Origin of the sequence: Gordonia paraffinivorans NBRC 108238, from assembly GCF_000344155.1 — a bacterium.
Lineage (GTDB): Bacteria > Actinomycetota > Actinomycetes > Mycobacteriales > Mycobacteriaceae > Gordonia > Gordonia paraffinivorans.
The window spans coordinates 53,533-78,943 of sequence record NZ_BAOQ01000015.1; the positions used below are offsets into that span (position 1 = coordinate 53,533).

Genomic DNA, 25,411 nt, shown 5'->3' on the forward strand with positions numbered 1-25,411 from the left:
CCGACATGACTGAATCCGCCAGCACCCCCGCCCGGTCGTCGGCGATCGCCGACCTCGCCCAGGTCGCCGTCTTCGCCGCCCTGATCGCCGCCCTGGGCCTGCCCGGGACCATCAACATCGGCACCAGCGGCGTGCCGATCACCTTCCAGACGCTCGGCGTGATGCTGGCCGGCGCGATCCTCGGACCGCGCAAGGGCACCCTCGCGGTGGTGCTGTTCATGGTTCTCGCGATCGCCGGCCTGCCGATCCTCTCCGGCGGCCGCAACGGACTGACCGCGCTCTCCTCTCCCACCGCCGGATACTTCGTCGGCTTCCTGCCCGCCGTCATCGTGATCGGCGTGCTCACCGCGCTGATGCTCGGCGTCGGCCCCCGGCCCCGCTACCACGTGCTGTGGGGCATCGCGATCAACGCCGTGGGCGGCATGGCGGTGATCTACCTGTGCGGTGTCATCGGCCTGGTCATCCGCACCGACCTGACCGTCTGGGCGGCGATCACCTCCAACGGCCCGTTCATCATCGGCGACGTCATCAAGGTCGTGGTGGCCGCGCTCGTCGCCGCGCAGGTCCATCGCGGACGGCCCGGACTCATCGAGCCGTGGCGTCTGCAACGCGCCCGCGGCTGATCGCGCCCGGTCCGCGCCGATGATCGAGTTCCGCAACGTCTCGCACTCCTACGACGATCGCGTCGTGCTGCGTGACGTCTCGTTGTCTCTCGCCGAGCGCCGCATCGGCATCGTCGGGGCCAACGGCAGCGGCAAGTCGACGCTGGCACGGATGATCAACGCGCTCGTGGTGCCCGAGTCGGGCACGGTCGTCGTCGACGGGATCGACGTGGCCCGACACAAGCGCGAGGTCCGGCGACGCGTCGGGTTCATCTTCTCCGACCCCGACCGGCAGATCATCATGCCGACGGTCATCGAGGACATCGAGCTGTCGTTGCGCCGCACCGACCTCGGCAAGAAGGAGCGTGCCGCCCGCGCCCGCGAGGTGCTGGCCCGCTTCGGACTCGATGAGCACGCCGACCATCCCGCGCAGCGTTTGTCGGGCGGTCAGAAGCAGTTGCTGGCGCTCGCGTCGATCTTCGTGACCGACCCGTCGATCATCGTCGCCGACGAGCCGACGACGCTGCTGGACCTGCGCAACACCCGGATGCTGACCGACGTCTTCGCGACGCTCGACGAGCAGCTGATCGTCGTCAGCCACGATCTCGACATCCTCGACGACTTCGACCGCGTCCTCGTGATCGACGACGGACGCGTGGTCGCCGACGACGCACCGGCCCCGGCGCTCCGCTTCTACCGGGAGCTGATGTCGTGAACGTCCTCGGCGTCTACCGTCCGGGCAACACGCTGCTCCACCGGTTGTCGCCGGGCGTGAAGTTCGTCGCCATGGGCGTGATCATCCTGGTCATGTCGCTGACCGTGCGCACCCTGCCCGCCCTCGGTGCGGCCACGGCCGGCGTCGCGGCGATCTTCGCACTCGGCGGCATCGGACCGCTCGAGGCCTGGCGCCAGTTGCGGCCGCTGCTGTGGATGCTGGCGTTCATCTTCGTCTTCCAGGTGATCTTCACCGACTGGCAGCGCGCGCTCGTGGTGTGCGGGCTGCTGGCGCTGTCGGTCGCCCTGGCGACCGTCGTCACGCTGACGACCCGCACCACCGACATGCTCGACGCGATCGTCCGCGGGCTGCGTCCGCTCGGCCGTCTGGGCGTCCGGACCGATCTCGTCGCCCTCGCGATGGCCCTCACGATCCGTTCCATCCCGTTGATGGTCGAGGTGGTGCGCGAGGTCGACGAGGCGCGCAAGGCCCGCGGGCTCCGACCGGGTCCGCGCATCCTCGTCGCGCCCGTGGTGCTCGCCGCGCTGCGCACCGCCGACGGGTTCGCCGACACCCTCACCGCGCGCGGCCTGGACTAGCGATTCGTAGAAGAAGTGCGCGCCATGTCCCCACTTCTTCTACGAAATCCCGTCAGGCGGGCCGGTTGACCGGGGTGATCGGCAGCCGCAGCGCGCCGGGCGCGTCCGCCGGGACGACCGGCGCGACGGGCGCGCTGGGTGCGATGCGCCGGTAGGCCTCCCCCTGCGCGGGCCGACGATCCTGCTCACCCTTGTTGGGCCACAACGCGATCGCGCGCTCGGCCTGGGCGCAGATCGTCAGCGACGGGTTCACGCCGAGGTTCGCCGAGACCGACGCGCCGTCGGTGACGTGCAGGGTCGGGTAGTTCCACACGCGGTGGTACGGGTCGATGACGCCGTCGGCCGGGTTGTCGGAGATCGCGCAGCCGCCGAGGTAGTGGGCGGTCAGCGGCATGTTGAGGATGTCGCCCCACGTGCCGCCGGCGATGCCGCGGTTCATCTTGGCCGCGATGCGCCGCGTCGCCTCGTTGCCCTTGGGAATCCACGTCGGGTTGGGTTCACCGTGCCCCTGCTTGCTGGTGACGAAGCGCAGCGGGCCCAGCTTCTTCACGTAGGTGGTCAGCGAGTTGTTGTTGTTCTGCATCACCAGGGCGATGACGGTGCGCTCGCTCCACCGGCGCACGACGAGCAGACGCACGAGCAGGAACGGGTTCTTCGCGACCTGCCCGAGGAACTGCCCGAACCGGTTGCGCCGGGTGCCGCCGTCGGTCAGCAGCGTCTGCAGGTAGGCGATCGCGTTGGAGCCCTTGCCATATCGCACCGGTTCGATGTGCGTGTTGGGTTCCGGGTAGAACGACGACGTGATCGCCACGCCGCGCGAGTAGTCGTGCTCAGGATCGACGCGCGAACCCATCGCACCGAGGATCGACTCGGAGTTGGTGCGCGTCAGCCGGCCCATCGCGTCCGAGATGTGCGGCAGCGTCGTGTATTTCGCATGATGCAGCAGACGCTGGGTGTTGAACGTGCCCGCGGCGAGGATCACCTGGTCGGCGGTGAACACCCGGCGCCGGCGTCCGATCGGTCCCCACGACGACGAGTGGTGGGCGCCGACCTCCCACGAGCCGTCGGGACGCTGGACCAGCGAGTCCACGGTGGTGCGGTCGATGATGGTGGCGCCGTTGCGTTCTGCGAGACCGAGGTAGTTCTTCATCAGGGTGTTCTTGGCGCCGACGCGGCATCCGGTCATGCAGGCACCGCACTCGGTGCACGCCGTGCGCTCCGGACCGGCGCCGCCGAAGTACGGGTCGGGCACCGTCTCGCCCGGTTCGCCCTGCAGGCCGGTCTTGGCGCCGAAGAAGACGCCGACCGGCGTGGGGGTCACGGTGTCGCCGACGCCCATCTCCTCGGCGACCTCGGCGATGATGCGGTCGGAGTCGGTCACCGTCGGGTTGGTGACCACGCCCAGCATCCGGCGCGCCTGGTCGTAGTACGGCCCGAGCTCGTCCTCCCAGTCGGTGATGTGGTTCCACTGCGGGTCGGTGAAGAACGGCGTCGGCGGCTTGTAGAGCGTGTTGGCGTAGTTGAGCGAGCCCCCGCCCACGCCGGCGCCCGCCAGGATCATCACGTCCTTGAGGGCGTGGATGCGCTGGATGCCGTACAGCCCGAGCTTGGGCGCCCACAGCCAACGGTTGAGACGCCAGCTGGTCTTGGCGAACTCGTCGTCCTCGAAGCGACGGCCCGCCTCGATCACCCCGACGCGGTACCCCTTCTCCACCAGACGCAGCGCACTGACGCTGCCGCCGAAACCGGAGCCCACGATGAGGACGTCGAAGTCCGTGGCACTGGATCGCTTCTTCGCACGCATGACGACCATACTAATGGCCATTAGTCACAAAGGATGACGCCGGTCACCCTTCGGCGCGCATACGCGTCGTCCCGACTCCGCGGGACGCCGGTGGAGGCGCTCAGGCGCGGACCGACAGCCCGACCTTCTGGAACTCCTTGAGGTCGCAGTAACCCGCCTTGGCCATCGCGCGACGCAGGGCGCCGACGTAGTTGAGCTCGCCGAACGGATCGTCGGACGGACCGACGAGGACGCGCTCGAGGCTCGGGCGGTCGTCGTCGACCGCGACCTGCAGGAGCGAGCCGCGCGGAGTGTCGGGATGCGCGGCCGCCGACGGCCAGTACCAGCCGCGGCCCGGTGCCGACGCGCACGCCGCCAGCGGAGTGCCGAGCACCGCGGCGTCGGCACCGCAGGCGATGGCCTTCACCAGGTCGCCCGAGGTGTGGATGTCGCCGTCGGCGATCACGTGCACATAGCGGCCGCCGGTCTCGTCGAGGTAGTCGCGACGTGCCGCCGCAGCGTCGGCGATCGCCGTGGCCATCGGCACGCCGATGCCCAGGACCTCGCCGGTGGTGGTCGCGCCGGCCGCCGAGCCGTAGCCGACGATCACGCCGGCCGCACCGGTGCGCATCAGGTGCAGCGCGGTGCGATGGTCGTGGACGCCGCCGGCGATCACCGGGATGTCGAGCTCGGCGATGAACGTCTTGAGGTTGAGCGGCTCGCGCGGGCTGCCGTCGCCCTGCGCCACATGCTCGGCCGAGATGATCGTGCCGTGCACGACGAGGATCTCGACGCCGGCCGAGAGCAACGCCGGGGTGAGCTCCGGGGCGTGCTGCGGGCTGACCCGCACCGCGGTGGTGACACCGGCCTCGCGCACCTGTGCGACCGCCTGGCCGAGCAGTTCGGGATCGAGCGGCGCGGCGTGCAGCTTCTGCAGGTGGCGCACGGCCGCATACGGGTCCGGGTCGTCGGCTGCGATGGCGACCAGCTCGGCGAGCTTGTCCTCGACATCGCGGTGCCGCGCCCACAGGCCCTCGCCGTTGATGACGCCGAGTGCGCCGAGCTTGCCGAGCTCGACGGCGACCGCCGGCGACACCAGCGCATCGGTCGGGTGACTCAGGATCGGCGACTCGAACCGGTAGGCGTCGATCTGCCAGGCCGTCGAGACGTCCTTGGACGAGCGGGTCCGACGGGACGGGACGATGCTGATGTCGTCCAGCTCGTAGGTCCGTCGGGCCGTCCGGCCCATGCCGATTTCGACGAGGTCACGCACCACTGCGCCTTTCTGCGGAGTTCAGCTGCACATCGACCCTACGGCGTTCCCGGTCGGCGGATGCGACCGGGAACCCCGCGGGAGACGTCAGCGGGAATAGTAGTTGGGTGCCTCGGTGGTCAGGGTGATGTCGTGCGGATGCGACTCCTTGAGCCCCGCGGCCGTGATCTGGACGAAGCGGGCCTTCTGCAGGTCGGTGATCGTCGACGACCCGGTGTACCCCATCGCCGCACGCAGGCCGCCGACGAGCTGGTGGATCACCTCGTTGAGCGCGCCGCGGAACGGCACCCGTCCCTCGATACCCTCCGGGACGAGCTTCTCCTCCTTGAGGACGTCGTCCTGGAAGTAGCGGTCCTTGGAGTACGACTTGCCCTGCCCGCGGCCCTGCATCGCGCCGAGCGAACCCATGCCGCGGTAGCTCTTGTACTGCTTGCCGTTGACGAGGACCAGCTCGCCCGGGGCCTCGGCGGTGCCGGCGAGCAGCGAGCCGAGCATCGCGGTCGACGCACCGGCCGCGAGCGCCTTGGCGATGTCGCCCGAGTACTGCAGGCCGCCGTCGGCGATCACCGGCACACCGGCCTTCTGGCACACCGCCGCGGCCTCGAGGATCGCGGTGATCTGCGGGGCGCCCACACCGGCGACGACGCGGGTGGTGCAGATCGAGCCGGGACCGACACCGACCTTCACCGCGTCCGCGCCGGCATCGACGAGCGCCTGGGCGGCCTCGCGGGTGGCGACGTTGCCGCCGACCACGTCGACGCGGTCGCCGACCTCGGCCTTGAGCTTGGCGACCATGTCGAGCACGAGCCGGTTGTGGGCGTGCGCGGTGTCGACGATGATCACGTCGACACCGGCGTCGACGAGCGCCATCGCACGGTCCCACTGCGGGCCGCCGGTGCCCACGGCCGCGGCGACGAGCAGACGGCCGTCGGAGTCCTTGGTGGCGTTCGGGTGCTGCTCGGTCTTGACGAAGTCCTTGACGGTGATCAGACCGGTCAGGCGGCCGTTGCCGTCGACGATCGGGAGCTTCTCGATCTTGTTGCGGCGCAACAGTCCCAGTGCGGCCTCGGCCGAGACGCCCTCCTGGGCGGTGATCAGCGGGGCCTTGGTCATCACCTCGGCGACCGGACGGTTCTGGTCGACCTCGAAACGCATGTCCCGGTTGGTGATGATGCCGACCAGCTCGCCCTTGTCGTCGACGACGGGCAGGCCGGAGATCCGGTAACGCGCACACATCGCGTCGACCTCGGCGAGAGTGTGGGTCGGCGAGCAGGTGACCGGGTCGGTGACCATGCCGGCCTCGGACCGCTTGACGGTCTCGACCTGCGAGGCCTGCGCCTCGATGGAGAGGTTGCGGTGCAGCACGCCCATGCCGCCGGCGCGCGCCATCGCGATCGCCATGCGAGACTCGGTGACGGTGTCCATAGCAGAGCTCACCAGGGGCACCTTCAGGGTCACGTTCTTCGTCACCCGCGAGGAGGTGTCCACCTCACTCGGGATCACGTCCGAGGCCGAGGGCAGCAACAGGACGTCGTCGAAGGTCAGGCCGAGCATCGCGACCTTGCCGGGATCGTCTCCACCGGTACGAACATGCGTCATCGGTCCATCGTATCGACTCGGCCGATGCGGCGATCGTCACACGTGCCGAAGGCCTCCGACGAGACGGGTTCCCCTGGTTCTCGCCGCGTCGTGACACCGTCCGCACGCGCGTCGTCCACACGTCGGATCCCTGGCGGATGCCTGCGGCGCGACACGGGTGATATCGGCTACCGTGGTGGTGTGCGTGACCACCTGCCACCCGGCCTCCCGCCGGACCCGTTCGCCGACGACCCGAGCGATCCCGCTGCCGCACTCGACAGTGTGGAGCCGGGTATCCCGTTGGACGAGAACGAGCGGCTGGCGGTCGAGGAGGACCTCGCCGATCTCGCGGTCTACGAGGCGCTGCTCGCCCATCGCGGCGTCCGCGGCTTGGTCGTCATGTGCGACGACTGCCACGAGGACCACTACCACGACTGGGACATGCTCCGCGCGAACCTCATCCAACTGCTGATCGACGGCACCGTGCGCCCGCACGAGCCCGCGGTCGACCCGAAGCCCGAGCACTACGTCACCTGGGACTACTGCCGCGGCTACGCCGACGCGCGCAACCACTTCGACGAAGGACGCTGACCGCACCGGTCCCGCGCGACCGGCACCAAACAAGACGACTGTGCCCGTACCTATCCGGTACGGGCACAGTCGTCTGGTTCGTAGCGGCGCGCGATCAGCCGGGCTTGCGCTTGGAGGCGTCGACGCCGGGGGGCGGCGACCACGGGAACGTGGGGAACTGCGCAGGTGTCCGACTCGCCGACGACGTGCTGGGCAACGACGGCTTGTCGGCCTTGGACTGACTCGGGGGCGACGTCGGCTGCGGCTCCTCGGACGTACCGGGCTCGTCGACCGGGCCGCCGGGCACCTCTTCGTCGCTCGACGGCGGGGCCGGCCGGTCGGACGGCGAGGGCACGGTGCTCTGGATACGCAGGTCCGGCTTGTCACTGGCGTCGGGCGAAGTCGCCGACGCACGCGACGGTTCGGTGCTCGTGTCCGTGGCCGGCATGCCGGCACCACCCCGGAGACGGCCGACCCACTCCGACATCTCCCGACGGGTGCCCTTGTCGCGCATCGGCCCCATCTTCTCCTCGGCCTTCTGGATGTAGACGACCGCGGCGGAGGTGTCGCCGGCCGCGATCGCGGCCTCGGCACGCTCGAGGTTGCTGCGGACGTCGTAGGCCGCCTGGGTCTCGGAGGCCTGCTCGGAGAACACGACCTCCTTGACCGCCCACAACGGGTCGCCCGGCTTGGAGCCCTCGGAGAGGACCGTGAGGCCGGCGGCGGCGACGATGACGATCGCGGCCGCACCCGACACGACTCGCAGGTGGCGGACCATCCGGCGTCCCCGGCTCGCGCGCTCGGTGTGGGCGATGGCCCGCTCGACGTCGTCGACCGACACCAGCGGGGCGGTCGGGGTCGAGACGGCCTCGCTACGCCAGCCCGACAGCAGCTCGGCGAGCTGGTACTCGGTGGTGTCGCGCGTGGGCACCGGCACGCCGCTCACGAGCGCGTCGAGGAAGTTCTCGTCGAAGGCGACCTCGGACAGGTCCGGCGCCTCGTCGGCGGAATCAGCCGCGACGCCGCCGGGCACGAGCAGCCCCGGGTCGTCGGCAGGTGTGTTGGGGTCCGGTCGTTCGGACCCGGACGCACGGTTGGTCAATGGTTCCCCCACTCGGCCGAGCTGTTCGCGCCCGTGGATCGAACGGCGGCGCCAGTCGGACTCCCCGCTCATCGTGATCCTCCCGCTCGTTTCAGCTCTTCCTTCAACTTCGCCAGTGCCCGATGCTGGGCGACGCGCACCGCCCCCGCGGTGCTACCGATCATCTGGGCCGTCTCCTCCGCGGACATCCCGACGACGAGTCGCAGGACCAGGACCTCGCGCTGCTTCTCGGGGAGAATCTCCAAGAGCGCGCGCATCCGTCTGCTGGCGTCGGCGTCGAGCGCGGATTGCTCCGGCCCGTCCGTCACCAGACCCACCTCGGGAATGTCCTCGACCGGATCGGACTTCACTCGCGCCGCCACCCGCATGGCGTCGGCCACCTTGTGCGAGGTGATGCCGTAGACGAAGGCCATGAACGGCTTGCCCTGATCCCGATAACGGGGCAGAGCGGTCATGACCGCCATCAAAGCCTCCTGCGCGATGTCGTCCGCGGAGAACAGGTGCCGTTCTCCCACTCCGATTCGCCCTCGGCAGTACCGCAGGATCGGCTCCTGCACACTCTCGAGGACTGCGGTGAGAGCTGCACGATCGCCCCGGCCCGCGGCCCGCACAGCGTCGTCCAACTCACCACCTGACAGCTTCATCGCGCGTAGGAAACCCCGTGTTACAGATCGGTTGACCGCCCGCTGGCCGGTCCTGTTACGGGCCCCCGCGCCTCCGGCGTCGACGACGACGCCGCCGAGGCAGACCCTCAAACACCTTAGCCATCATCACCCGACCGCAACGGCATGCCCTTGCCGACGAGCGTGGCGCGCAGGTGGCCGTACCTCTGTTCTTCCTGCGGCGAGACGTCGCCGAGTCCGGAAAGCAGGCTCCAGGCCGCCCATTCGAGCGGCAAGAGCCCCTCCTGACCTGCGGTGACGACAACATGCCGGGCCCGTGCCACCGCGTCCTCGCGACGGCCCATGCCCGCCTCGGCCGCAGCCAGGATGAGTTCGGTCTTGACGCGATGGCGGACGGGCACCGTCGAATGCTCCGACAGACGGCCGACCAGCCCCGCGCCCGCCTCCGCATGGACCAGGCCGGCCGCGACGTCCCCCGAGTAGAGGCCGAGCTCGGCGCTGACCCACTCCCAGCGCAGCAGGCAGCGCGAGAACGTGAGCCAGTTCTCGTCCTCGTTGCCGGTGTCCCCGGCGAACAACCCGCGCGCACGTTCCAGCAGGCGCCGCGACGCACCGAACCGCAACAGCCCGAGATTGTCGGCCGCGAGACCCACCAGCGCGTCGGCGACCGCGGCGCGTAACGGGTCGAACCGCCTCCCGCCGGACTCCGGGTCGGGCCACACGTCGGCCACCACTGCCAGGGCACGCCCGTCGACCCCGATCGCGCGATCGTGCCGGCCGCCCTGCCGTAGCAACGACGCCCGCGTGCTCAGACACAGCGAGAGCACCGCGGCGTCGACGCCCCGGGGCGCGGCGGAACCGTGGGCGGCTCGGATGCCGGCGACGACACCGTCGAGAGCGGCGAGCGCAGCTGCGTAGTCGCCTCGGCCGCCTTTCTCCACCGCGTCGGTCCACCACCCCAACCGTGCGTCGACGCCGGCGCGGGCGATGTCCCGAGTCCCGCCAGACGGGCCCGGACCAGCGGTTTCACGGGGTCGGCGAGTGGCCTGGATCACTGGATCCTTTTTGGTTTGCATGAATTTAACGAACGATTCCCAACGTTAATCCCGGGACAAGATCACCGGCAGATAATAAGGAGATTTCCACGATGTTAACCGTTGACAAGCCGCCGCCGCCCCCATTCGCCGCCTCACCTCACCTTCCCTCTCGTACACAGAGACCATTTCCGCAGTTCAGGACGGATGTTTATGGTCTGAACGAAGGCATTCGACCCTCCCACGATCCCTCGTGATATCACCGTCAGGCCGTCTAACCTGCCGTTAACATCGACGAGACTTTTTGTTCTTCTGAGGCCATTCCGAGCGATGTTGACTGCATTTCTCAGGCCCGCTTAATGTGTGCTCACGCGTTGCAGGAATCGACGTTTCGCCACCGGAGAACCCGGAGCGGCCCTAGACAAGGAGAAGCTGCCATGCCTCAGCCAAACCACCTCCCCGGCCCCAATGCAGACGTCTGGGACTGGCAGATGCACGGGCTCTGCCGCGGAGTCGACTCGTCGATGTTCTTCCATCCTGACGGAGAACGCGGCCGGGCGCGCGCCCAGCGCGAGCGCCGCGCCAAGGAGATGTGCCACCAGTGCCCGGTGATCGCCCAATGCCGCGAGCATGCGCTGGCCGTCGCCGAACCCTACGGCATCTGGGGCGGACTCTCGGAGTCCGAGCGCAGCATGCTGATGAAGCGGGGCGTCGGGCGCCGGATGGCGAGCTGACCAACGCCGGCGACCGGCGACGATCGCACCGACCGTGACCCTCGAGCCCCTGTGACCCTCGAGGAACGCCGAACCATTCGAACCGAAGCACCGAGGAGCCGCACATCCCCTACGGGGGATGCGCGGCTCTTCTGCTCTCGGTTCTGCCGTCGCCGACGCATCGGCCCCACCGCGGCGCGACGACCTCCGGCGCGTGGCCGCCCTGCGAAAGCCGAACCGGCTGTCACCCACGGGTGGTGGATGACAGCCGGTTCGTCAGCGAGACGCCGAGGGTGTCCGCGTCAGTGCGCGTGGCCGTGTCCGGCGTGCGCGTCGGCGGCCTCTTCCTCGGGCTTGTCGGTGACCGCGGTCTCGGTGGTCAGGACCATCCGGGCGACCGAGGCGGCGTTGACGACCGCCGAACGGGTCACCTTGACCGGGTCGATGACGCCGTCGGCGACCAGATCGCCGTAGCTGAGGGTCGCGGCGTTGAAGCCGTGGCCCTTCTCCGCCTCGGCGACCTTCTGCACGATCACGGCGCCGTCGAGGCCGGCGTTGGTGGCGATCCAGTACAGCGGGGCCTTCGCGGCGTCGCGGACCACCCGCACGCCGAGTGCCTCGTCCCCGTCGAGCGAGTCGGCGAGGTCGTCGAGCACCTTGGCCGCCTGGACGATGGCCGAACCGCCACCGGGGATGATGCCCTCCTCGACCGCGGCCTTGGCAGCGGCGACCGCGTCCTCGACACGGTGCTTGCGCTCCTTGAGCTCGGTCTCGGTGGCCGCACCCACGCGGATGACGGCGACGCCGCCGGCCAGCTTGGCCAGTCGCTCGCTGAGCTTCTCGCGATCCCAGTCGGAGTCCGACTGCTCGATCTCGCGGCGGATCTGCGCCGCCCGCGCGGCGATCTCGTCCTTGGTGCCCGCACCCTCGACGATCGTGGTCGAGTCCTTGGTCACGACGACGCGACGCGCGGTGCCCAGCAGCTCGAGGCCGGCGCCCGCCAGGGTGACACCGATGTCGTTGGAGATCACGGTGCCGCCGGTGACGACCGCGAGGTCCTGCATGAACGCCTTGCGGCGGTCACCGAAGAACGGCGACTTGACCGCGACGGCCTTCAGGGTCTTGCGGATCGAGTTGACCACCAGGGTCGACAGCGGCTCGCCCTCGACGTCCTCGGCGATGACGACCAGCGGCTTGCCGGTCTCGACGACCTTCTCCAGCACCGGGAGGAAGTCGGGCAGCGAGGTGATCTTGTCGCGGTAGAGCAGGATGTAGGCGTCCTCGAGGACGGCCTCCTGGCTGTCGACGTCGGTGACGAAGTACGGCGACAGGTAGCCCTTGTCGAACTGGACGCCCTCGGTGACGTCGAGCTCGGTGTGCAGGCCCGATCCCTCTTCGACGGTGACGACACCGTCGGCGCCGACCGCGGTCATCGCCTTGCCGACCATCGCGCCGATCTCCTCGTCGCGCGAGGAGACGGTGGCGATCTGGGCGATCCCCTGCTCGCCGTCGACCGGGGTCGCGGCGGCCAGGAGGGCCTCGCTCAGGGCGTCGGCGGCCTTGCTGATGCCCGCACCGAGCGCCATCGGGTTGGCACCGGCCGCGACGTTGCGCAGGCCGGCCTTGACCATCGCCTGCGCGAGCACGGTGGCGGTGGTGGTGCCGTCGCCGGCGACGTCGTTGGTCTTGGTGGCCACCGACTTCACCAGCTGCGCGCCGAGGTTCTCGAACGGGTCCTCGAGGTCGATGTCACGCGCGATGGTCACACCGTCGTTGGTGACGCTCGGGCCGCCGAAGGCCTTCGCGAGCACGACGTGCCGACCGCGCGGGCCGAGGGTGACCTTCACCGTGTCGGCGAGCTGGTCGATGCCGCGCTCGAGCGCCTTGCGCGCTGTTTCGTTGAATTCAATCTGCTTGGCCATGAATCTCTTTCTTCACTGAGTAGGTCTTCACGGGAGCCGCCCGGCGTCAACGGCGACCGCCCCGGGACCCCTGGACGGGGAGCCGGGGCGGCGCGTCAGACGTTCAGACGACTCGCGGGGAGAGATCCCTCGCCCGAGTCTTACTTGCCGATGACGGCGAGCACGTCGCGCGCCGACAGGATCAGGTACTCCTCGCCGTTGTACTTGATCTCGGTGCCGCCGTACTTGCTGTAGATGACGGTGTCGCCTTCCTTGACGTCGACCGGAATGCGATTGCCCTGCTCGGTGACCCGACCCTCGCCGACGGCGATGACGGTGCCTTCCTGCGGCTTCTCCTTGGCGGAGTCCGGGATGACCAGGCCCGAGGCGGTGGTCGTCTCGGCCTCGACGGCCTGCACCAGGATCTTGTCCTCAAGCGGCTTGATGTTCACGCTCGCCACGATGTGAGTCCTCAACTTTCGTACTGAGAAAGAATCTGCACGTTCATGGCCCTGGGACAAAACCTCGTCGTCGCGGGTGTCCGAGGCTTCACTCAGTGCCAACTAGCACTCTATACATGCGAGTGCCAGCACTCAAGGGAGGTGGGTGCGAAATGCCGGAGTTTCGCCCGCGGCGATCGCAGACGGGCGGCCAGACACCCCGAACCCGCCCGCGCGGACGCCTCAGAGCTGGCTGACCCGCACCGACATCGCCGGGTCGGAGGCCACGGTGAGCGGCGACGGCGCGGCGCCGCCGGCGATCACGTGGGCTCCGAGGGTGGCGATCATCGCGCCGTTGTCGGTGCACAGCCGGGGCCTGGGGACGCGCAGCGTGATCCCCGCCGCCGCACACCGCTCCTCGGCCAGCGAGCGGATCCGCGAGTTGGCGGTCGCGCCGCCGCCGAGCACGAGGGTCGTCACGCCCAGGTCCTCGCATGCGCGCACCGCCTTCATGGTGAGCACGTCGGCGACCGCCTCCTGGAACGACGCCGCGACATCGGCGACGGGGACCGGCACGCCGTCACGTTCGCACTTCTCGACGTAGCGGGCGACAGCGGTCTTGAGCCCGCTGAAGGAGAAGTCGTGGCGGGCATCGCGGGGCCCGGTCATGCCGCGCGGGAAGGCGATCGCGTTCGGGTCGCCGTCGCGGGCGACGCGGTCGAGCGCGGGACCGCCCGGGAACCCCAGGTCGAGCAGCCGAGCCACCTTGTCGAAGGCCTCCCCCGCCGCGTCGTCGACGGTCGTGCCGAGCTCGACGATCGGCTGCGCGAGATCCTTCACGTGCAGCAGGTGGGTGTGTCCGCCCGAGACGAGCAGCGCGACGCACTCGGGCATGGGCCCGTGTTCGAGCGTGTCCACCGCGACGTGCCCGCCGAGGTGGTTCATCGCGTAGAGCGGCACGTCCCACGCGAGTGCGTAGGCCTTGGCCGCGGCGACGCCGACGAGCAGCGCACCCGCCAGGCCGGGGCCGATGGTCACCGCGATCGCATCCGGCTTGTCGATGCCGGCGGCCTCGCGGGCGCGTCGCATGGTGGGGACGATGGCCTCGAGGTGTGCGCGCGAGGCGATCTCGGGCACCACGCCGCCGAAGCGCGCGTGCTCGTCGACGCTGCTGGCCACCTCGTCGGCGAGCAGGGTGGCGTATCCGGGGGTGTCCCCGTCGCCGGGTGTCCAGCGCACGATCCCGACACCGGTCTCGTCGCAGGAACTCTCGATGCCCATGACGATCACGCCGGGCCCTCCTCCGGTTCGATCGGCCGTCCCGAACTCGGGGCCCGCAGCATCGTGTAGGCGTCCGCGCCGGACGGTTGGTAATAGCCGCGACGCAACCCGACGGTGGTGAAGCCGTGCCGGGAGTACAGCGCGATCGCGGGGTCGTTGTCGGTGCGAACCTCGAGATAGACGGGTGCGTCGACCTCGTCGGCGACCGCGAGCATCGCCTCGAGCAGGGCCTTGCCGATGCCCTTGCCCTGGTGGCGCGGATCGACCGAGATGGTGTGGATCTCGCACTCGTAGGCCTCGGGCTGACCGAGCGTCGAGATCCCGGCGTAGCCGATGATCTCGCCGCCGGGCTCCTCCCGGGCCGCGAAGTAGGTGTTGTACGGGGCGTTCAGCTCGGCCCGGAAGGCCGACGCCGGCCACGGTGAGTCGTCGCCGTAGATCACCTTCTCGAGCATCGCGCAGCGCGGGATGTCGTCGTAGGTGAGCGCGTCGATGACGGGCTCGGAAGCGGTCACGGCACGACCTCGGAGGCCTGCGCCTGCTGCGCTTCGCGCTCCTTCCTCGCCTTGCGCTCCTTCAATTCCTTCTGCTCGACGGCGTCGGGCCGGCGGAGGTAGAGCGGGACGAGGGGTTCGGCGGGATCACCGGCGACGATGCGGCCCGCGGCCGCCGCGACGAGGCCGCGGGGCGTCGGGACCGTGACCTCGGGCGGCGTACCCGTCCAGCCGACGAGTTCGAGGTGCGGCGCCGAGCCGGCCGCCACGGCGTAGGTCCCGGCGGCGAGATCGGCCGCGAGGTCCTCGGCGAGGAGCGCGGGCGCGATGACCCCCGGGCCGTCGGTGCGCCGACCGTCGGCGTAGGCCGCCCAGTACACCTCGCGGCGCCGGGCGTCGGTGACGACGAGCACGCCTGCTCCCTCGGGCGCGGCGTCGAGCGCGAGCGCATCCAGCGAGCACACCCCGTACGCCGGGATCCCGAGCGCATCGGCGAAGGCGGCACCGGTCGCCATCCCGACCCGCAGGCCGGTGAACGGTCCGGGTCCGCAGCCGACGACCACCGCGTCGAGGGCGTCACGCGACACCCCCGCCTCGGCGAGGCACTCGGCGACGAGGGTCGTCAGCAGTTCGGCGTGCCGACGATGATCCGAGATCACCCGTTCGGCGAGAACCGCGGTGTCGCCGAACGATTCGCCGACCACCTCGACGACGCCGGTCACGACCGAGTCGGTGGCGGTGTCGATCGCGAGGACCTTGTACGCGCGCTGCCCGGAACTCATTCCTCGCTCACCCATTCCCACTCCGCATGCCGCACATCGGTGTCGGGGTCTCGCCGCAACCGCACGACGAGATACCGCTGCGCCAGTCTCTCGGCCACACCCTCACCCCATTCGACCACGACCACCGCATCCTCGAGATCGGTGTCCAGGTCGAGCGCGTCCAGCTCGTCGAGGACCACGCGGGCGGGCCGCCCGTCGGGGCCCGGCTCGTGCAGGCCGAGACGGTAGGCGTCGACGTGGACCATGGCCAGGCCGTCAGGACGGCCGGCGCGGTGCTCGCGGGCGATGATGAACGTCGGCGACGTGACCCGTCCTTCCACCCCGAGCCCCCGGCCGATCCCGCGGGCGAGCGCGGTCTTCCCGGCACCGAGCGGGCCGTCGAGGATGACGAGGTCGCCCGCCGAGAGGGTCGTGGCGAGTTCGGCGCCGAAGGCCTCGGTGTCGGCGACGTCGGGCAACTCGCGGGTGCCCGCGCGATCGGTGATCGGGCTCGGCTGCGTAGCGTCCGGCGTCCCGGGTGTGTTGCTCATGCGCGCTTCCGATTCCACCAGCGACGACGAGGCCGTGGCAGCGCCACCCGCGCCCGGTCGACGAGATCGACGATCGCGTCGGACACGATCTCCGGTTCCTCCATCTGGACCATGTGCCCGGCTCCCTTGATGACCACGAGGCGTGAATCCGTTCCGAGCTGCGAGTACATCCGAACCGAGTTCGGCAGCGGCGTGAGTCGGTCCTTGTCGCCGCAGACGACGGTCGAGGGCACCTGGGCCAGCACCGGCAGCGCGGTGGACTCGTCGTGGATCTCCAGCGCGTGCAGGAAGTTCACGATCGTCTCGATCGGCGTGTTCTGGATCATCTTCTCCACCGCGCGGCCGAGTGCCGGGCTGAAGAAGGTGGGGCCGAAGCTGGCCGCGACCAGTACTGGTTCGAGCGCGGACCTGGTGATACCGCGGCCGGCCTGCACCAGCCGCGGGGCGCGGCGGACGCTGAGCCGGAACGCGTCGACGATCGGGTTCTGCAGCCCCTCGCCGAGTCCGGCCTCGGTGAGTCCGCGCGCGGCGGTGGCGACGAGCGCGACACCGGCCACCCGCCCCTCCGCGGAGAACAGCGCCGGGTGACGGCGCGCGAGGCCCATGAGGGTCATGCCGCCCATCGAATGCCCCACCAGCACGACGTGACCGGTGGGCGCGGTGGACCGGAGCACCGCGGCCGCGTCGTCGGCGAGTTGGGCGATGGTGCAGGTCTCCGCGGGCGCGGCGTCGCTGTGGCCGTGACCGCGGTGATCGTAGAAGACGAGCCGATAGTTGCGGTCGGGCCACTCCCGGGCGAGCTGCTGCCACTGGAAGTGCCAGCTCGCCATGCGCAGGCTGAAGCCGTGCACGAAGACGATGGTCAGCTCGGGCGCCTCACCGTGGGCGACGTTCCCCAGATCGAGTGTGCGCACCGCGAGCTCGAGACCGTCGTCGGTGGTGACCGTGCTCGCCGGGAGGTCGTACATCGCGGTCAGGTCGATGCCGTGGTACGGGTCGGGCCGGCCCACGACGCTCTTGCGCGCGGCATTGCGGGCCGCACCGATCGCCGCCCGTCCGCCGAGGGCCGCGACGCCGGCGACACCGGCCAACAGGCCCGCGCGTTCGTAGTCCTCCATCTCGCTCACCCCCCTCATCTACGGCTCACCGCCCCAATCGTCAGGCCGACGCGCATCTCCTTGACCGCCACCCGCAGCACGTCGCGGGTCGCCAGTCGAGTCGTCATCGGCTGCCGGGCCCGGGGCCTGCGGGTCCACGTAGCTCCGGACCACCCTGTTGCCGATCTGCGACACGATCTCGTAGTCGATGGTGCCGATCGCATCGGCCCAGTCCCTGGCGGTCGGGCCGCCGTGACGGCCCGTGCCGAACAACTCGACCTCGTCTCCCTCGCGCACGCCTGCCCCGTCGGGTCCCAGATCGATGACCAGCTGGTCCATGCAGATCCGCCCGATCCCGTCGAAGAGCCGCTCGCCGATGCGGACGCGCAGGTGACCCGACAGCAGGCGCGGCACACCGTCGGCGTATCCCGCCGGCACCACCGCGACGACGGTGTCCCGGGGCGCGATCCACGTCTGACTGTAGGAGACGCCCTCTCCGGCTGCCACGTTCTTGACCAGCGCCACTTGCGCCGACAGGGTCATGGCGGGGATGAGCCCGAAGTCGCCGCGCTCGGGTATCGGGGTGCGTCCGTACAGCGCGATGCCGGGGCGGACCATGTCCCTGGCGAGGTCGGGCCGGGTCAGCGCCGCGGGCGAGTTCGCCATGTGCACCACCTCGGGGGCCACCCCGGCACGGGTGAGATCGTCCACCGCCCGGTCCAGGCGCCCGGCCTGCTCGTCGTTGAGCGGATGCCCCGGTTCGTCGCCACGCGCCAGGTGGCACATCACCCCGCGCAGCACCACGGACTCCTCGGCGTGTGCCTTCGCGATCTCCCGCACGAACACGTCCCACTCGTCGACGGCGACGCCGCTGCGGTTGAGGCCGGTGTCGACCTTCACCGTGACCGACGCCCGGACCCCCGCACGACGCGCGGCGGCCACCACGGCCTCGAGCTGGCGGGGCGAGGACAGTGCCACTTCGATGTCGTTCGCGATCGCCGCGTCGAAGTCTGCGCCGGGTGTGTGCAGCCACGCCGTGATCGGCGCGTCGATCCCCGCGGCGCGCAGTGCGATCCCCTCGGTGATGTGGGCCACGCCGAGTTCGGCGGCGCCGGCGGCCAGCACCGCCCTCGCCACCGGCACGGCGCCGTGCCCGTAGGCGTCGGCCTTGACGACCGCCATGACGGGAGCGTGGGAGGCGTTCCGCAGAACGTCGAGGTTGTGGGCGATCGCGCCGAGGTCGACGGTCGCGGTCAGGGCAGGAGAAGTCATCGGCGACCATTCTCCCAGATCGTCGCGACCCGATTGGCTCACACCGGGCGTGACCAGGGATACGGCACGCGATGGCGGACATGAGTAATCACACCGATGCGCGCGGCCGGCGCCTGCGGTTGGCTGGAACGCGACCCCGAAGCCCCCGAGAGCACGAGACGTCGGAGCATGATGAACCCCACCATGAACCAGCAGCCCGGACCACGCGACCCGGTCTTCCCCGAACCGGCCTTCCCGGACGAGTTCGTCCCGGTCGACCTTCGCGGGACGCCCCTCCGACCGGCGGCATACGTGTACCCGACGCCACCGCTGACCGGCGGCCGCACGCCTGGCCTGCGCGAGTCGCTGCTCGCCTGGGCGTCGAACGCCGTCGCCTGGGCGTCGCTCGTCGGCAGCGCGGTCCTGTTGGTCATCTCCTTCGCCCGAACCCTCGCAGATCAGGATTCCGACGGCTACTTCCTCGCCGGGTTGGGACTGTGGCTGGTCGGGAGCGTCGCCGCGGTCTGCGCGGTCGTGCTGCTGGTGACGTCGTTCGTCGCACGCCTGCGCGCCGGTGAACTCCGGCGCGCGGCGCCGGTCGTGGACCTCGTCTTCCTCGCCGTGGTCACCGCGGCGTCGGTGCTCACCGCGGCGTTCCCGGTACTCGCGTTCTCCTGAGAGTGCTCACCCTCTGACGAACTCGCGGATCGCCGGACGCAGGGCCGCCAGGAGGGTCGACGCCCCGATGGGCGCTCCCCGGCTGGCGAGCAGCGCGGCGCGGGCATGGACGCGCGCCGCCCAGGCCCCCGCCGTCTGCGGCGTGTGTCCCGCGGCCAGCAGCGAACCGGCGATGCCGGCGAGCACGTCGCCCGCCCCGGCGGTGGCCGCCCACGACGACCCGGCGTCGTTGCCGGCGACCGAACCCGTCGGGTCGGCGACCAGGGTGATGCGCCCCTTGAGCAGGACGGTCACATTCCATTCGGCCGCGAGGCCCGCGACCGCGGACAGCCGGTCGGCCCCGAGCGCCGTGCCGGTGAGCCGGGCGAACTCGCCGGCGTGCGGCGTCAGCAGCGTGGGTGCGGTTCGGCCGGCGACCAGCTCGGGGCGTCGGGCGACGATGGTGAGCGCGTCGGCGTCGACGAGCACCGGGAGATCAGTGTCGAGCACGGTGCGCAGCGTGGCCTCCGCCGCGTCGTCGGTTCCCATCCCGGGACCGACCGTCCAGGCCTGGACGCGTCCGGCCTCCGCGAGGTCCGGCACCGCGACGACCTCAGGGAAATGCGAGACCACCTCGGCGTGGGCCGATCCCACGTAGCGCGTCATACCGGACGTCGCGGTGACCGCCGCGCCCGACGCCAGGATCGCCGCGCCCGGGTAACGGTGCGAACCCGCGATGACCCCGACCACACCCTGGGTGTACTTGTCGTCGGCGGGACCCGGAACCGGCCAGTCGATGTCCTCGTCGGAGAACGAGAACAGCCGCGGCGCAACACGTTCCGACGGTTTGCCGATGCCGATGTCGACGACCGCGAGCCGCCCGCAGCGCGGAGCGGCGAGCAGGTGGACGCGTCGCGGGTGTCCGAACGTGACGGTGATGTCGGCACGGACCGACGGGTCGTGGACCTCGCCGGTGTCACAGTCCACGCCGGACGGCAGGTCGACCGCGACGACGGTGGTCTCGGGGGCCAGCGCGGCGAACACCGCGGCCGCCGCCGGGCGCAGCGGCCCCTTGCCGCCGATGCCGACCACGCCGTCGACGACGATGTCGAGACCGGCCGGCAGCGCGGCGCCACCGCCCGTCGTCGGGACGACCCGGCCGCCGGCGGCGCGGAAGGCGGCGAGTCCCGCGGGATGCGCCTTGTCCGGGGCGAGCAGGACCGCGTGGACCGCGACGCCGCGGCGAGCGAGTTCGGCCCCGGCGAACAGCGCGTCGCCGCCGTTGTCACCCGCGCCGACCACGATGCCGACGCGGCGCCCGTAACAGCCGCCGGTCCGGTTCAGTTCGGCCGCCACCACCCGGGCGACGCCGTGGGACGCCCGACGCATCAGCGTCCCGTTCGCGAGCAGATCCCCCGACGCCCGTTCGGCGTCGCGCACCTCGTCGGCGGTCAGGTACTGCATCGGCATGGGGAGGCCCCTACTCGACGGTCACCGACTTGGCGAGGTTGCGCGGCTTGTCGACGTCGTAGCCGCGGGCCTGCGCCACGCTCGCGGCGAACACCTGCAACGGCACCGTGGACACCAGCGGCTGCAACAGCGTCGGCGTCTTCGGGATGGGGATGAACTCGTCGGCGACCGCCCGCGCGGCGTCGTCGTCGGCCTCGGCGATCACGATCGTGCGCGCGCCGCGGGCCTGGATCTCGCGGATGTTGCTCACCATCTTGGAGTGCAGGACCGCACGGCCGTCCGGCGACGGCATGATCGTGATGACCGGCAGGCCGTCCTCGATGAGCGCGATCGGGCCGTGCTTGAGCTCGCCGGCGGCGAATCCCTCGGCGTGCATGTAGGCGAGTTCCTTGAGCTTCAGCGCCCCCTCGAGCGCCACCGGGTAACCGACGTGGCGTCCGATGAACAGCACGGTGTTGTGCTCGGCCAGCGAGTGCGCGAGGTCGCGGACCGGCCCCATGGTCTCGAGGACCTCGGAGACCGAGTCGGCCATGGCCTCGATGGCCTCGAACTCCCGCACCACCTCGTCGGAGTACTTGGTGCCGCGGGCCTGCGCGAGCGCCAGGCCGACCAGGTAGGCGGCGACGATCTGCGCCAGGAAGCACTTGGTCGACGCGACGCCGATCTCCGGTCCGGCGTGCGTGTACAGCACCGCGTCGGACTCGCGCGGGATCTGTGCGCCGTTGGTGTTGCAGATCGCCAGCACGCGCGCTTTCTGGTCCTTGGCGTGGCGCACGGCCTCGAGGGTGTCGGCGGTCTCGCCCGACTGCGAGATCGCCAGGACCAGCGTCGACCGGTCCAGGACCGGGTCGCGGTAGCGGAACTCGCTGGCGAGCTCGATCTCGACGGGCAGGCGCGTCCAGTGCTCGATCGCGTACTTGGCGAGCAGGCCGGCGTGGTAGGCGGTGCCGCAGGCGACGACGAAGACCTTGTCCACGTCGCGCAGGTCGTCATCGGTCAGGCGCTGCTCGTCGAGGACGATGCGGCCGTCCTGCAGGTGGCCCAGGAGGGTGTCGGCGATCGCGCGGGGCTGCTCGGCGATCTCCTTGAGCATGAAGAAGTCGTAGCCGCCCTTCTCCGCGGCCGCGAGATCCCAGTCGATGTGGAACGGCTTGCCGGGGCGTTCGTTGCGGTCGAAGTCGGTGATCGAGTACGAGTCGGCGGTGATGACCACGACCTCGTCCTGACCGAGCTCGACCGCCTCGCGGGTGTGCTCGATGAAGGCGGTCACATCGGAGGCGACGAACATCTCGCCCTCGCCGACGCCGACGACCAGCGGCGTCGACCGGCGGGCGGCGACGATGGTGTCCGGGTGGTCGGCGTGGGTGAACACGAGGGTGAATGCGCCCTCGAGGCGACGCAGCGCGGCGTAGGCGCTGGCCACGAAATCACCGGCGGTCGGGCCGAGCGCGTAGTACTTGGAGACGAGGTGGACCGCGGTCTCGGTGTCGGTCTCCGACTCGAACTCGACGCCGTCCTCCTCGAGTTCGGCGCGCAGCTCGGCGTAGTTCTCGATGATGCCGTTGTGGACGACCGCGATCTTGCGGTCGCTGCTGGCGTGCGGATGCGCGTTCTTGTCGGTGGGCTTGCCGTGGGTCGCCCAGCGGGTGTGACCCATGCCCGTCGTCCCCGACAGCGCCTCGCGTCCGACCGTCGCGATCTGCTTCTCGAGGTTCTCCATCCGGAGCGCCTTCTTCTGGATCGCGGTGTTACCCGCGCCGTCGAGGATCGCGACACCGGCCGAGTCGTATCCGCGGTACTCCATCCGCCGCAATGCCTCGACGACGATGTCCAGGGCGTCACGACGCCCCACGTATCCGACGATTCCACACATAGTCAGTCAGCGTACCTGCGCGCGGTCGCATCGACGCGCCCGCGCAGGGCCAACGCCGTGTCCGGAAACGGACATCGCCGCATCCGCCGAGGACGGCGTCACTCGATGGTGTCGGGGACCACTGCGTTCGGGAGCCCGGAGGGCACGGGAGTGCCTGCGCGACGGCGCTTGCGCTCCTTGGCGCCGAGCAGTTTGGAGATCCGGTCCTGGGCCTCGGGCGGGTCGTCGGGATCGACGGCGGGCACCTTCCCGAGGACGGTGTCGGGGTCGGCGAACGCCGCGTACTCCGGGTCCTCGTTGAGCGTGTGGAGAAAGAACCCGGTCAACAGCGCTCGGACCGCCCGGTGCGTCTTCTTGTCCGCGCCGTTGCTCCCCCACAGCGATCCGATGCCGCGGTGTTCCAGCAGGCCCTTCGACGTCGCGCCCGGCGGCGTCCGCAGGACCGCTCCCGGCGAGTCGGCGTCGGCGCCCCAGGCGCGCGCCAGCGGCAGGGCGTTGCCGTCGACGGTGTCGAGTTCCCCGATCGACGAGACGACCAGGCCGGGCACGCCCAGGCGCCGTGCGGCGGGCAACAGCAACCCGGTGGTCGGTGCGGGGAAGATCGCGGCGACGCCGCGCACGGCGGGCTGCGGCTGACCGTGCAGCACGCCGTCGGAGGCGGCGAGGACGGCGGCCGACGCCCCGAAACCGTGTCCGGCCAACCCGATCCGGGCCGGGTCGACGGTGATCTCGCCGAAGCCGAGGCGGACGCGGGTGACGATCGACAACGCCGAGCGCAGCTGCGCGGCCATCGCGTCGTCGGAGGCGAACACACCGCTCTGCCCGGCGGGCACGGCCACCACGATGCCCCAGGAGGCGAGGTGCTGACACAGGTCGCGGTAGCGCTCGGTCGAGGTCAGCCAGCCGTGACCGAAGGCGATCGCGGGCAGCCGCTCCCCCGACGCCGGGGTGTACACCTCGCCGCGCGTGCCGACGATCCCGAGGTCACCGCGCAGGACGCGGTTCGGCCCGCGACGACCGAGCGCGGCCATCAGCTTGTCGGGCGGTTGCGGTTTCGAACGCTTCTTGCGTGCCACAGCAGACAGCCTAGGCGCTGCCTACCGCGCGGGTGGCGGCAGATGCGGACTCGCGTCGGCGACGTCGGCGGGCAGCATGATGCTCGGCAACGCGTCGGCGGCATCGGCCTGGTGTTCGAGGTCCTCGCGGAGGAGTTCGGTCCGGGACCGCGGCGCCGTCCGTCGGTGTTCGGCCATGGTCGCCGCGAGGTCGCGTTGCGCCCCGGTGAAGCGGTGCGAGGCGTCGGCGACCTGCGCGGTGGCCGACCGCGCGAGGGCCTCGATCTGATCGGCGAGGTTCACTGGTCACCTGCCAGGGCCAGGTCGCCGGCGGACCGCTCGGGTTCGGGCGACGGATCGGTTGCGAAGGACGAGACCGGTTGCGGGCCATCGGGTCCCGAGAGTTCGGGGTCCGGCCGCTCGGGGTCTGGCCGCTCTGGGTCCGGCCGCCCGAATTCTGCGCGCTCGGGGTCCGGGCGCTCGCTGTCTGGTCCGCCCGACTCGAGGGCTCCCGATCCCGGGTCGGCGCCTCCGGACTCCGGATGCGCGGGCACGTCCTGCGGGACGCCGGCGTCGGGAGCGGTCACGGCGTCGTCGCCGTGCGTCCCGACCGCTCCCCCGAGTTGGAACGGCACGTCCTCGCCGCGCCCGGGCTCCCCGCCCCCGGGCACCGGCTCCTCGCGCCCGGGCACCGGCTCCTCACCGGGCACGGGGACGGCAACTGCGGATGCCGTCTCACCCACCACGGAGTCGACTGCCGCGAGATCGGCGGGGCCGACCGGAACAGACCGCGGCACAGAGTGTTCCGTCGACCCTGCGCTTTCCGTCGACCCCGTGACGCCCTCCCCGCCCGGGTAGGGCTCCGCATCGATCCCGTCGAGGGACCGGTTGAGGATCTCCAGGATGCCGGTGATCCCACGCACCGTCGCGTCGACGCAGGAGGTGAACAGCTCCACCCGCGACCTCAGGTCCTCGGCGACGACGCCGAGCGGCACGCGGCCGCCCAGCACGGCCTCGGGCAACTCCGCCGGCGGCGTCTCCGCCGCGATCGGGGTGCCCAGGCGGGCGACGGCCAGGTAGAACGACCGCATCAGCCGGTCGATCCCGGACGCGGCGGCCGCCGTGGCGTCGGTGAGGGTGTGCAGCACGTACAGGTCGCTCTCGGCACGGCGCTGATGACCGATGACGGCGTCGACGGCCCGCGTCGCCGCTGCGCTGCGCCACCCGTCGTCGAGCCGCACACGCTGCTCGGGCAGGTGATGCAGTTGATCGGAGACGGCCCGGTGAGCCGCGACGAGGGCCCGCGCGTCGGCCGAGAGCGCGGCGATGTCGAAGGCGTCGACCATCTGCAGGCCCGTACGAATCGTCGCGTCCTCCGGCCCGGCCAACCCCATCAGGCGGCCGGCACCGAGGAACTCGATCAGCTCCGCGACACCGGCGTGCGCATCCTGTCGGAGCGTCGACAGGGAGTCCACACCGCGTCTCATCCGCGACTCACCTCGTCTCCCCGGCCACCCCGGCAGCCGCGTCGGCGTCACCAGCGGACACGGTCTCGGCCGACAACCGGAGGCGATCGGCCAGCGCCGCCGCGGCGCGCGACTGCTCGCGCAACCGCCGGGACAGCGTCGCGCTCATCTCGGCATAGGCGGATGCCAGGCTCGAGAGCACCGGGTCCGGCTCGGCGCTCGGATCGACCAGGTCACTGCGCGCCCAACGCCCGAAGTCACGGGCGGCGAGATCGTCGGCGACCGCGTTCACCACGAGGGAGGAACGCCGATAGAACGAGGCGACGGCCGCCACCTGCTCGGCATCCATGGCGACGCGTCCCGCATCGGTGCCCGCGGCGATGCGTCCCGCATCGGTGCCCGCGGCGATGCGTCCCGCATCGGAGTCTCCGGCGCCGTCCACCCTGCTCACCCCCCTACGGCAGATCCCCGCGATGGTAACCAGCACCGCGCCACCTTGGACGCACTCGATCCACCGATCGG

General features: G+C 70.8%; 26 protein-coding genes. 6 read left to right on the plus strand and 20 right to left on the minus strand.

Annotation, left to right across the window (positions count from 1 at the left end; all coding sequences use genetic code 11):
- The first annotated feature begins 5 nt into the window (after window positions 1–5).
- Genes GP2_RS08280 through GP2_RS08290 form a run of 3 tightly spaced genes read left to right on the plus strand, consistent with a single transcriptional unit; the run spans window position 6 to window position 1,916 of the window.
- Window positions 6–623 carry a biotin transporter BioY gene (locus tag GP2_RS08280; protein ID WP_040526648.1) on the plus strand — a complete coding sequence of 206 codons (618 nt, stop codon included), beginning with the start codon at window positions 6–8 and terminating at the stop codon, window positions 621–623.
- A gap of 19 nt (window positions 624–642) precedes the next feature.
- On the plus strand, window positions 643–1,317 hold the full coding sequence (locus tag GP2_RS08285) for an energy-coupling factor ABC transporter ATP-binding protein (protein ID WP_006900041.1): 675 nt from the start codon (window positions 643–645) through the stop codon (window positions 1,315–1,317).
- A complete protein-coding gene (locus tag GP2_RS08290) occupies window positions 1,314–1,916 on the plus strand; it encodes an energy-coupling factor transporter transmembrane component T family protein (protein WP_006900042.1) in 603 nt (200 codons plus the stop codon). The genes GP2_RS08285 and GP2_RS08290 overlap by 4 nt, the downstream gene beginning before the upstream one ends.
- Before the next feature lie 52 nt (window positions 1,917–1,968).
- Here GP2_RS08290 and GP2_RS08295 read toward each other — a convergent pair whose 3' ends face one another.
- From GP2_RS08295 to guaB, 3 genes are all read right to left on the minus strand, one after another.
- Window positions 1,969–3,720, minus strand: coding sequence for a GMC family oxidoreductase (locus GP2_RS08295; protein ID WP_040526649.1), 1,752 nt, complete (start codon window positions 3,718–3,720; stop codon window positions 1,969–1,971).
- Between the two features lie 100 nt (window positions 3,721–3,820).
- Complete coding sequence (locus tag GP2_RS08300; RefSeq protein ID WP_040526650.1) at window positions 3,821–4,972, minus strand: GuaB3 family IMP dehydrogenase-related protein; 1,152 nt, start codon at window positions 4,970–4,972, stop codon at window positions 3,821–3,823.
- Between the two features lie 87 nt (window positions 4,973–5,059).
- Window positions 5,060–6,571, minus strand: a complete 1,512-nt coding sequence (guaB, locus tag GP2_RS08305; protein ID WP_006900045.1) for an IMP dehydrogenase — start codon at window positions 6,569–6,571, stop codon at window positions 5,060–5,062.
- 180 nt (window positions 6,572–6,751) lie between these two features.
- Here guaB and GP2_RS08310 point away from each other — a divergent pair, with 180 nt between their 5' ends.
- Entirely contained in the window at window positions 6,752–7,141 is a 390-nt protein-coding gene (locus tag GP2_RS08310) for a DUF5319 domain-containing protein (RefSeq protein WP_006900046.1), read from the plus strand.
- Between the two features lie 94 nt (window positions 7,142–7,235).
- Here GP2_RS08310 and GP2_RS08315 read toward each other — a convergent pair whose 3' ends face one another.
- The 3 genes from GP2_RS08315 to GP2_RS08325 all read right to left on the minus strand — a co-directional run bounded on the left by GP2_RS08315 (window position 7,236) and on the right by GP2_RS08325 (window position 9,786).
- Window positions 7,236–8,294 (minus strand): anti-sigma-D factor RsdA, encoded by a 1,059-nt coding sequence (locus GP2_RS08315; RefSeq protein ID WP_006900047.1) that lies wholly within the window; start codon window positions 8,292–8,294, stop codon window positions 7,236–7,238.
- Window positions 8,291–8,866: a sigma-70 family RNA polymerase sigma factor gene (locus tag GP2_RS08320; protein WP_006900048.1), complete on the minus strand. Its 576-nt coding sequence runs from the start codon at window positions 8,864–8,866 to the stop codon at window positions 8,291–8,293. The genes GP2_RS08315 and GP2_RS08320 overlap by 4 nt, the downstream gene beginning before the upstream one ends.
- A gap of 116 nt (window positions 8,867–8,982) precedes the next feature.
- Window positions 8,983–9,786: a hypothetical protein gene (locus GP2_RS08325; RefSeq protein ID WP_255218599.1), complete on the minus strand. Its 804-nt coding sequence runs from the start codon at window positions 9,784–9,786 to the stop codon at window positions 8,983–8,985.
- 530 nt (window positions 9,787–10,316) lie between these two features.
- Here GP2_RS08325 and GP2_RS08330 point away from each other — a divergent pair.
- Window positions 10,317–10,613, plus strand: coding sequence for a WhiB family transcriptional regulator (locus GP2_RS08330; RefSeq protein ID WP_006900050.1), 297 nt, complete (start codon window positions 10,317–10,319; stop codon window positions 10,611–10,613).
- A gap of 281 nt (window positions 10,614–10,894) precedes the next feature.
- On the opposite strand, the gene groL is transcribed toward GP2_RS08330, so the two are convergent.
- The 8 genes from groL to alr all read right to left on the minus strand — a co-directional run bounded on the left by groL (window position 10,895) and on the right by alr (window position 18,389).
- Window positions 10,895–12,514: a chaperonin GroEL gene (groL, locus tag GP2_RS08335; RefSeq protein ID WP_006900051.1), complete on the minus strand. Its 1,620-nt coding sequence runs from the start codon at window positions 12,512–12,514 to the stop codon at window positions 10,895–10,897.
- A 140-nt stretch (window positions 12,515–12,654) separates the two neighbouring features.
- Entirely contained in the window at window positions 12,655–12,954 is a 300-nt protein-coding gene (groES, locus tag GP2_RS08340; protein ID WP_006900052.1) for a co-chaperone GroES, read from the minus strand.
- A 222-nt stretch (window positions 12,955–13,176) separates the two neighbouring features.
- Window positions 13,177–14,223 carry a tRNA (adenosine(37)-N6)-threonylcarbamoyltransferase complex transferase subunit TsaD gene (tsaD, locus tag GP2_RS08345; protein ID WP_006900053.1) on the minus strand — a complete coding sequence of 349 codons (1,047 nt, stop codon included), beginning with the start codon at window positions 14,221–14,223 and terminating at the stop codon, window positions 13,177–13,179.
- Window positions 14,220–14,729, minus strand: coding sequence for a ribosomal protein S18-alanine N-acetyltransferase (gene rimI, locus GP2_RS08350; RefSeq protein ID WP_006900054.1), 510 nt, complete (start codon window positions 14,727–14,729; stop codon window positions 14,220–14,222). The genes tsaD and rimI overlap by 4 nt, the downstream gene beginning before the upstream one ends.
- Window positions 14,726–15,490 carry a tRNA (adenosine(37)-N6)-threonylcarbamoyltransferase complex dimerization subunit type 1 TsaB gene (tsaB, locus tag GP2_RS08355; protein WP_006900055.1) on the minus strand — a complete coding sequence of 255 codons (765 nt, stop codon included), beginning with the start codon at window positions 15,488–15,490 and terminating at the stop codon, window positions 14,726–14,728. Before tsaB ends, rimI begins: the two co-directional genes overlap by 4 nt.
- Window positions 15,487–16,020: a tRNA (adenosine(37)-N6)-threonylcarbamoyltransferase complex ATPase subunit type 1 TsaE gene (tsaE, locus tag GP2_RS08360; protein WP_006900056.1), complete on the minus strand. Its 534-nt coding sequence runs from the start codon at window positions 16,018–16,020 to the stop codon at window positions 15,487–15,489. Before tsaE ends, tsaB begins: the two co-directional genes overlap by 4 nt.
- Window positions 16,017–17,156, minus strand: a complete 1,140-nt coding sequence (locus GP2_RS08365; protein WP_040526637.1) for an alpha/beta fold hydrolase — start codon at window positions 17,154–17,156, stop codon at window positions 16,017–16,019. The genes tsaE and GP2_RS08365 overlap by 4 nt, the downstream gene beginning before the upstream one ends.
- Window positions 17,157–18,389, minus strand: coding sequence for an alanine racemase (alr, locus tag GP2_RS08370; protein WP_006900058.1), 1,233 nt, complete (start codon window positions 18,387–18,389; stop codon window positions 17,157–17,159).
- A gap of 168 nt (window positions 18,390–18,557) precedes the next feature.
- Between alr and GP2_RS08375 the strand changes: the two genes are divergently transcribed.
- Entirely contained in the window at window positions 18,558–19,046 is a 489-nt protein-coding gene (locus GP2_RS08375; RefSeq protein WP_051997187.1) for a hypothetical protein, read from the plus strand.
- Between the two features lie 6 nt (window positions 19,047–19,052).
- Here the strand turns inward: GP2_RS08375 and GP2_RS08380 are convergent, their stop codons facing one another.
- The 6 genes from GP2_RS08380 to GP2_RS08405 all read right to left on the minus strand — a co-directional run bounded on the left by GP2_RS08380 (window position 19,053) and on the right by GP2_RS08405 (window position 25,340).
- Window positions 19,053–20,495: a bifunctional ADP-dependent NAD(P)H-hydrate dehydratase/NAD(P)H-hydrate epimerase gene (locus tag GP2_RS08380; protein WP_006900060.1), complete on the minus strand. Its 1,443-nt coding sequence runs from the start codon at window positions 20,493–20,495 to the stop codon at window positions 19,053–19,055.
- A 10-nt stretch (window positions 20,496–20,505) separates the two neighbouring features.
- The gene (glmS, locus tag GP2_RS08385; RefSeq protein ID WP_006900061.1) at window positions 20,506–22,368 is read right to left on the minus strand and encodes a glutamine--fructose-6-phosphate transaminase (isomerizing); all 1,863 of its coding nucleotides are present in this window, start codon (window positions 22,366–22,368) and stop codon (window positions 20,506–20,508) included.
- Between the two features lie 98 nt (window positions 22,369–22,466).
- On the minus strand, window positions 22,467–23,444 hold the full coding sequence (locus tag GP2_RS08390) for a dienelactone hydrolase family protein (protein ID WP_006900062.1): 978 nt from the start codon (window positions 23,442–23,444) through the stop codon (window positions 22,467–22,469).
- Between the two features lie 21 nt (window positions 23,445–23,465).
- The gene (locus GP2_RS08395) at window positions 23,466–23,726 is read right to left on the minus strand and encodes a hypothetical protein (RefSeq protein WP_006900063.1); all 261 of its coding nucleotides are present in this window, start codon (window positions 23,724–23,726) and stop codon (window positions 23,466–23,468) included.
- Complete coding sequence (locus tag GP2_RS08400) at window positions 23,723–24,910, minus strand: hypothetical protein (protein ID WP_040526638.1); 1,188 nt, start codon at window positions 24,908–24,910, stop codon at window positions 23,723–23,725. The genes GP2_RS08395 and GP2_RS08400 overlap by 4 nt, the downstream gene beginning before the upstream one ends.
- A gap of 7 nt (window positions 24,911–24,917) precedes the next feature.
- Window positions 24,918–25,340, minus strand: a complete 423-nt coding sequence (locus GP2_RS08405; RefSeq protein ID WP_306302385.1) for a hypothetical protein — start codon at window positions 25,338–25,340, stop codon at window positions 24,918–24,920.
- Window positions 25,341–25,411 lie beyond the last annotated feature (71 nt).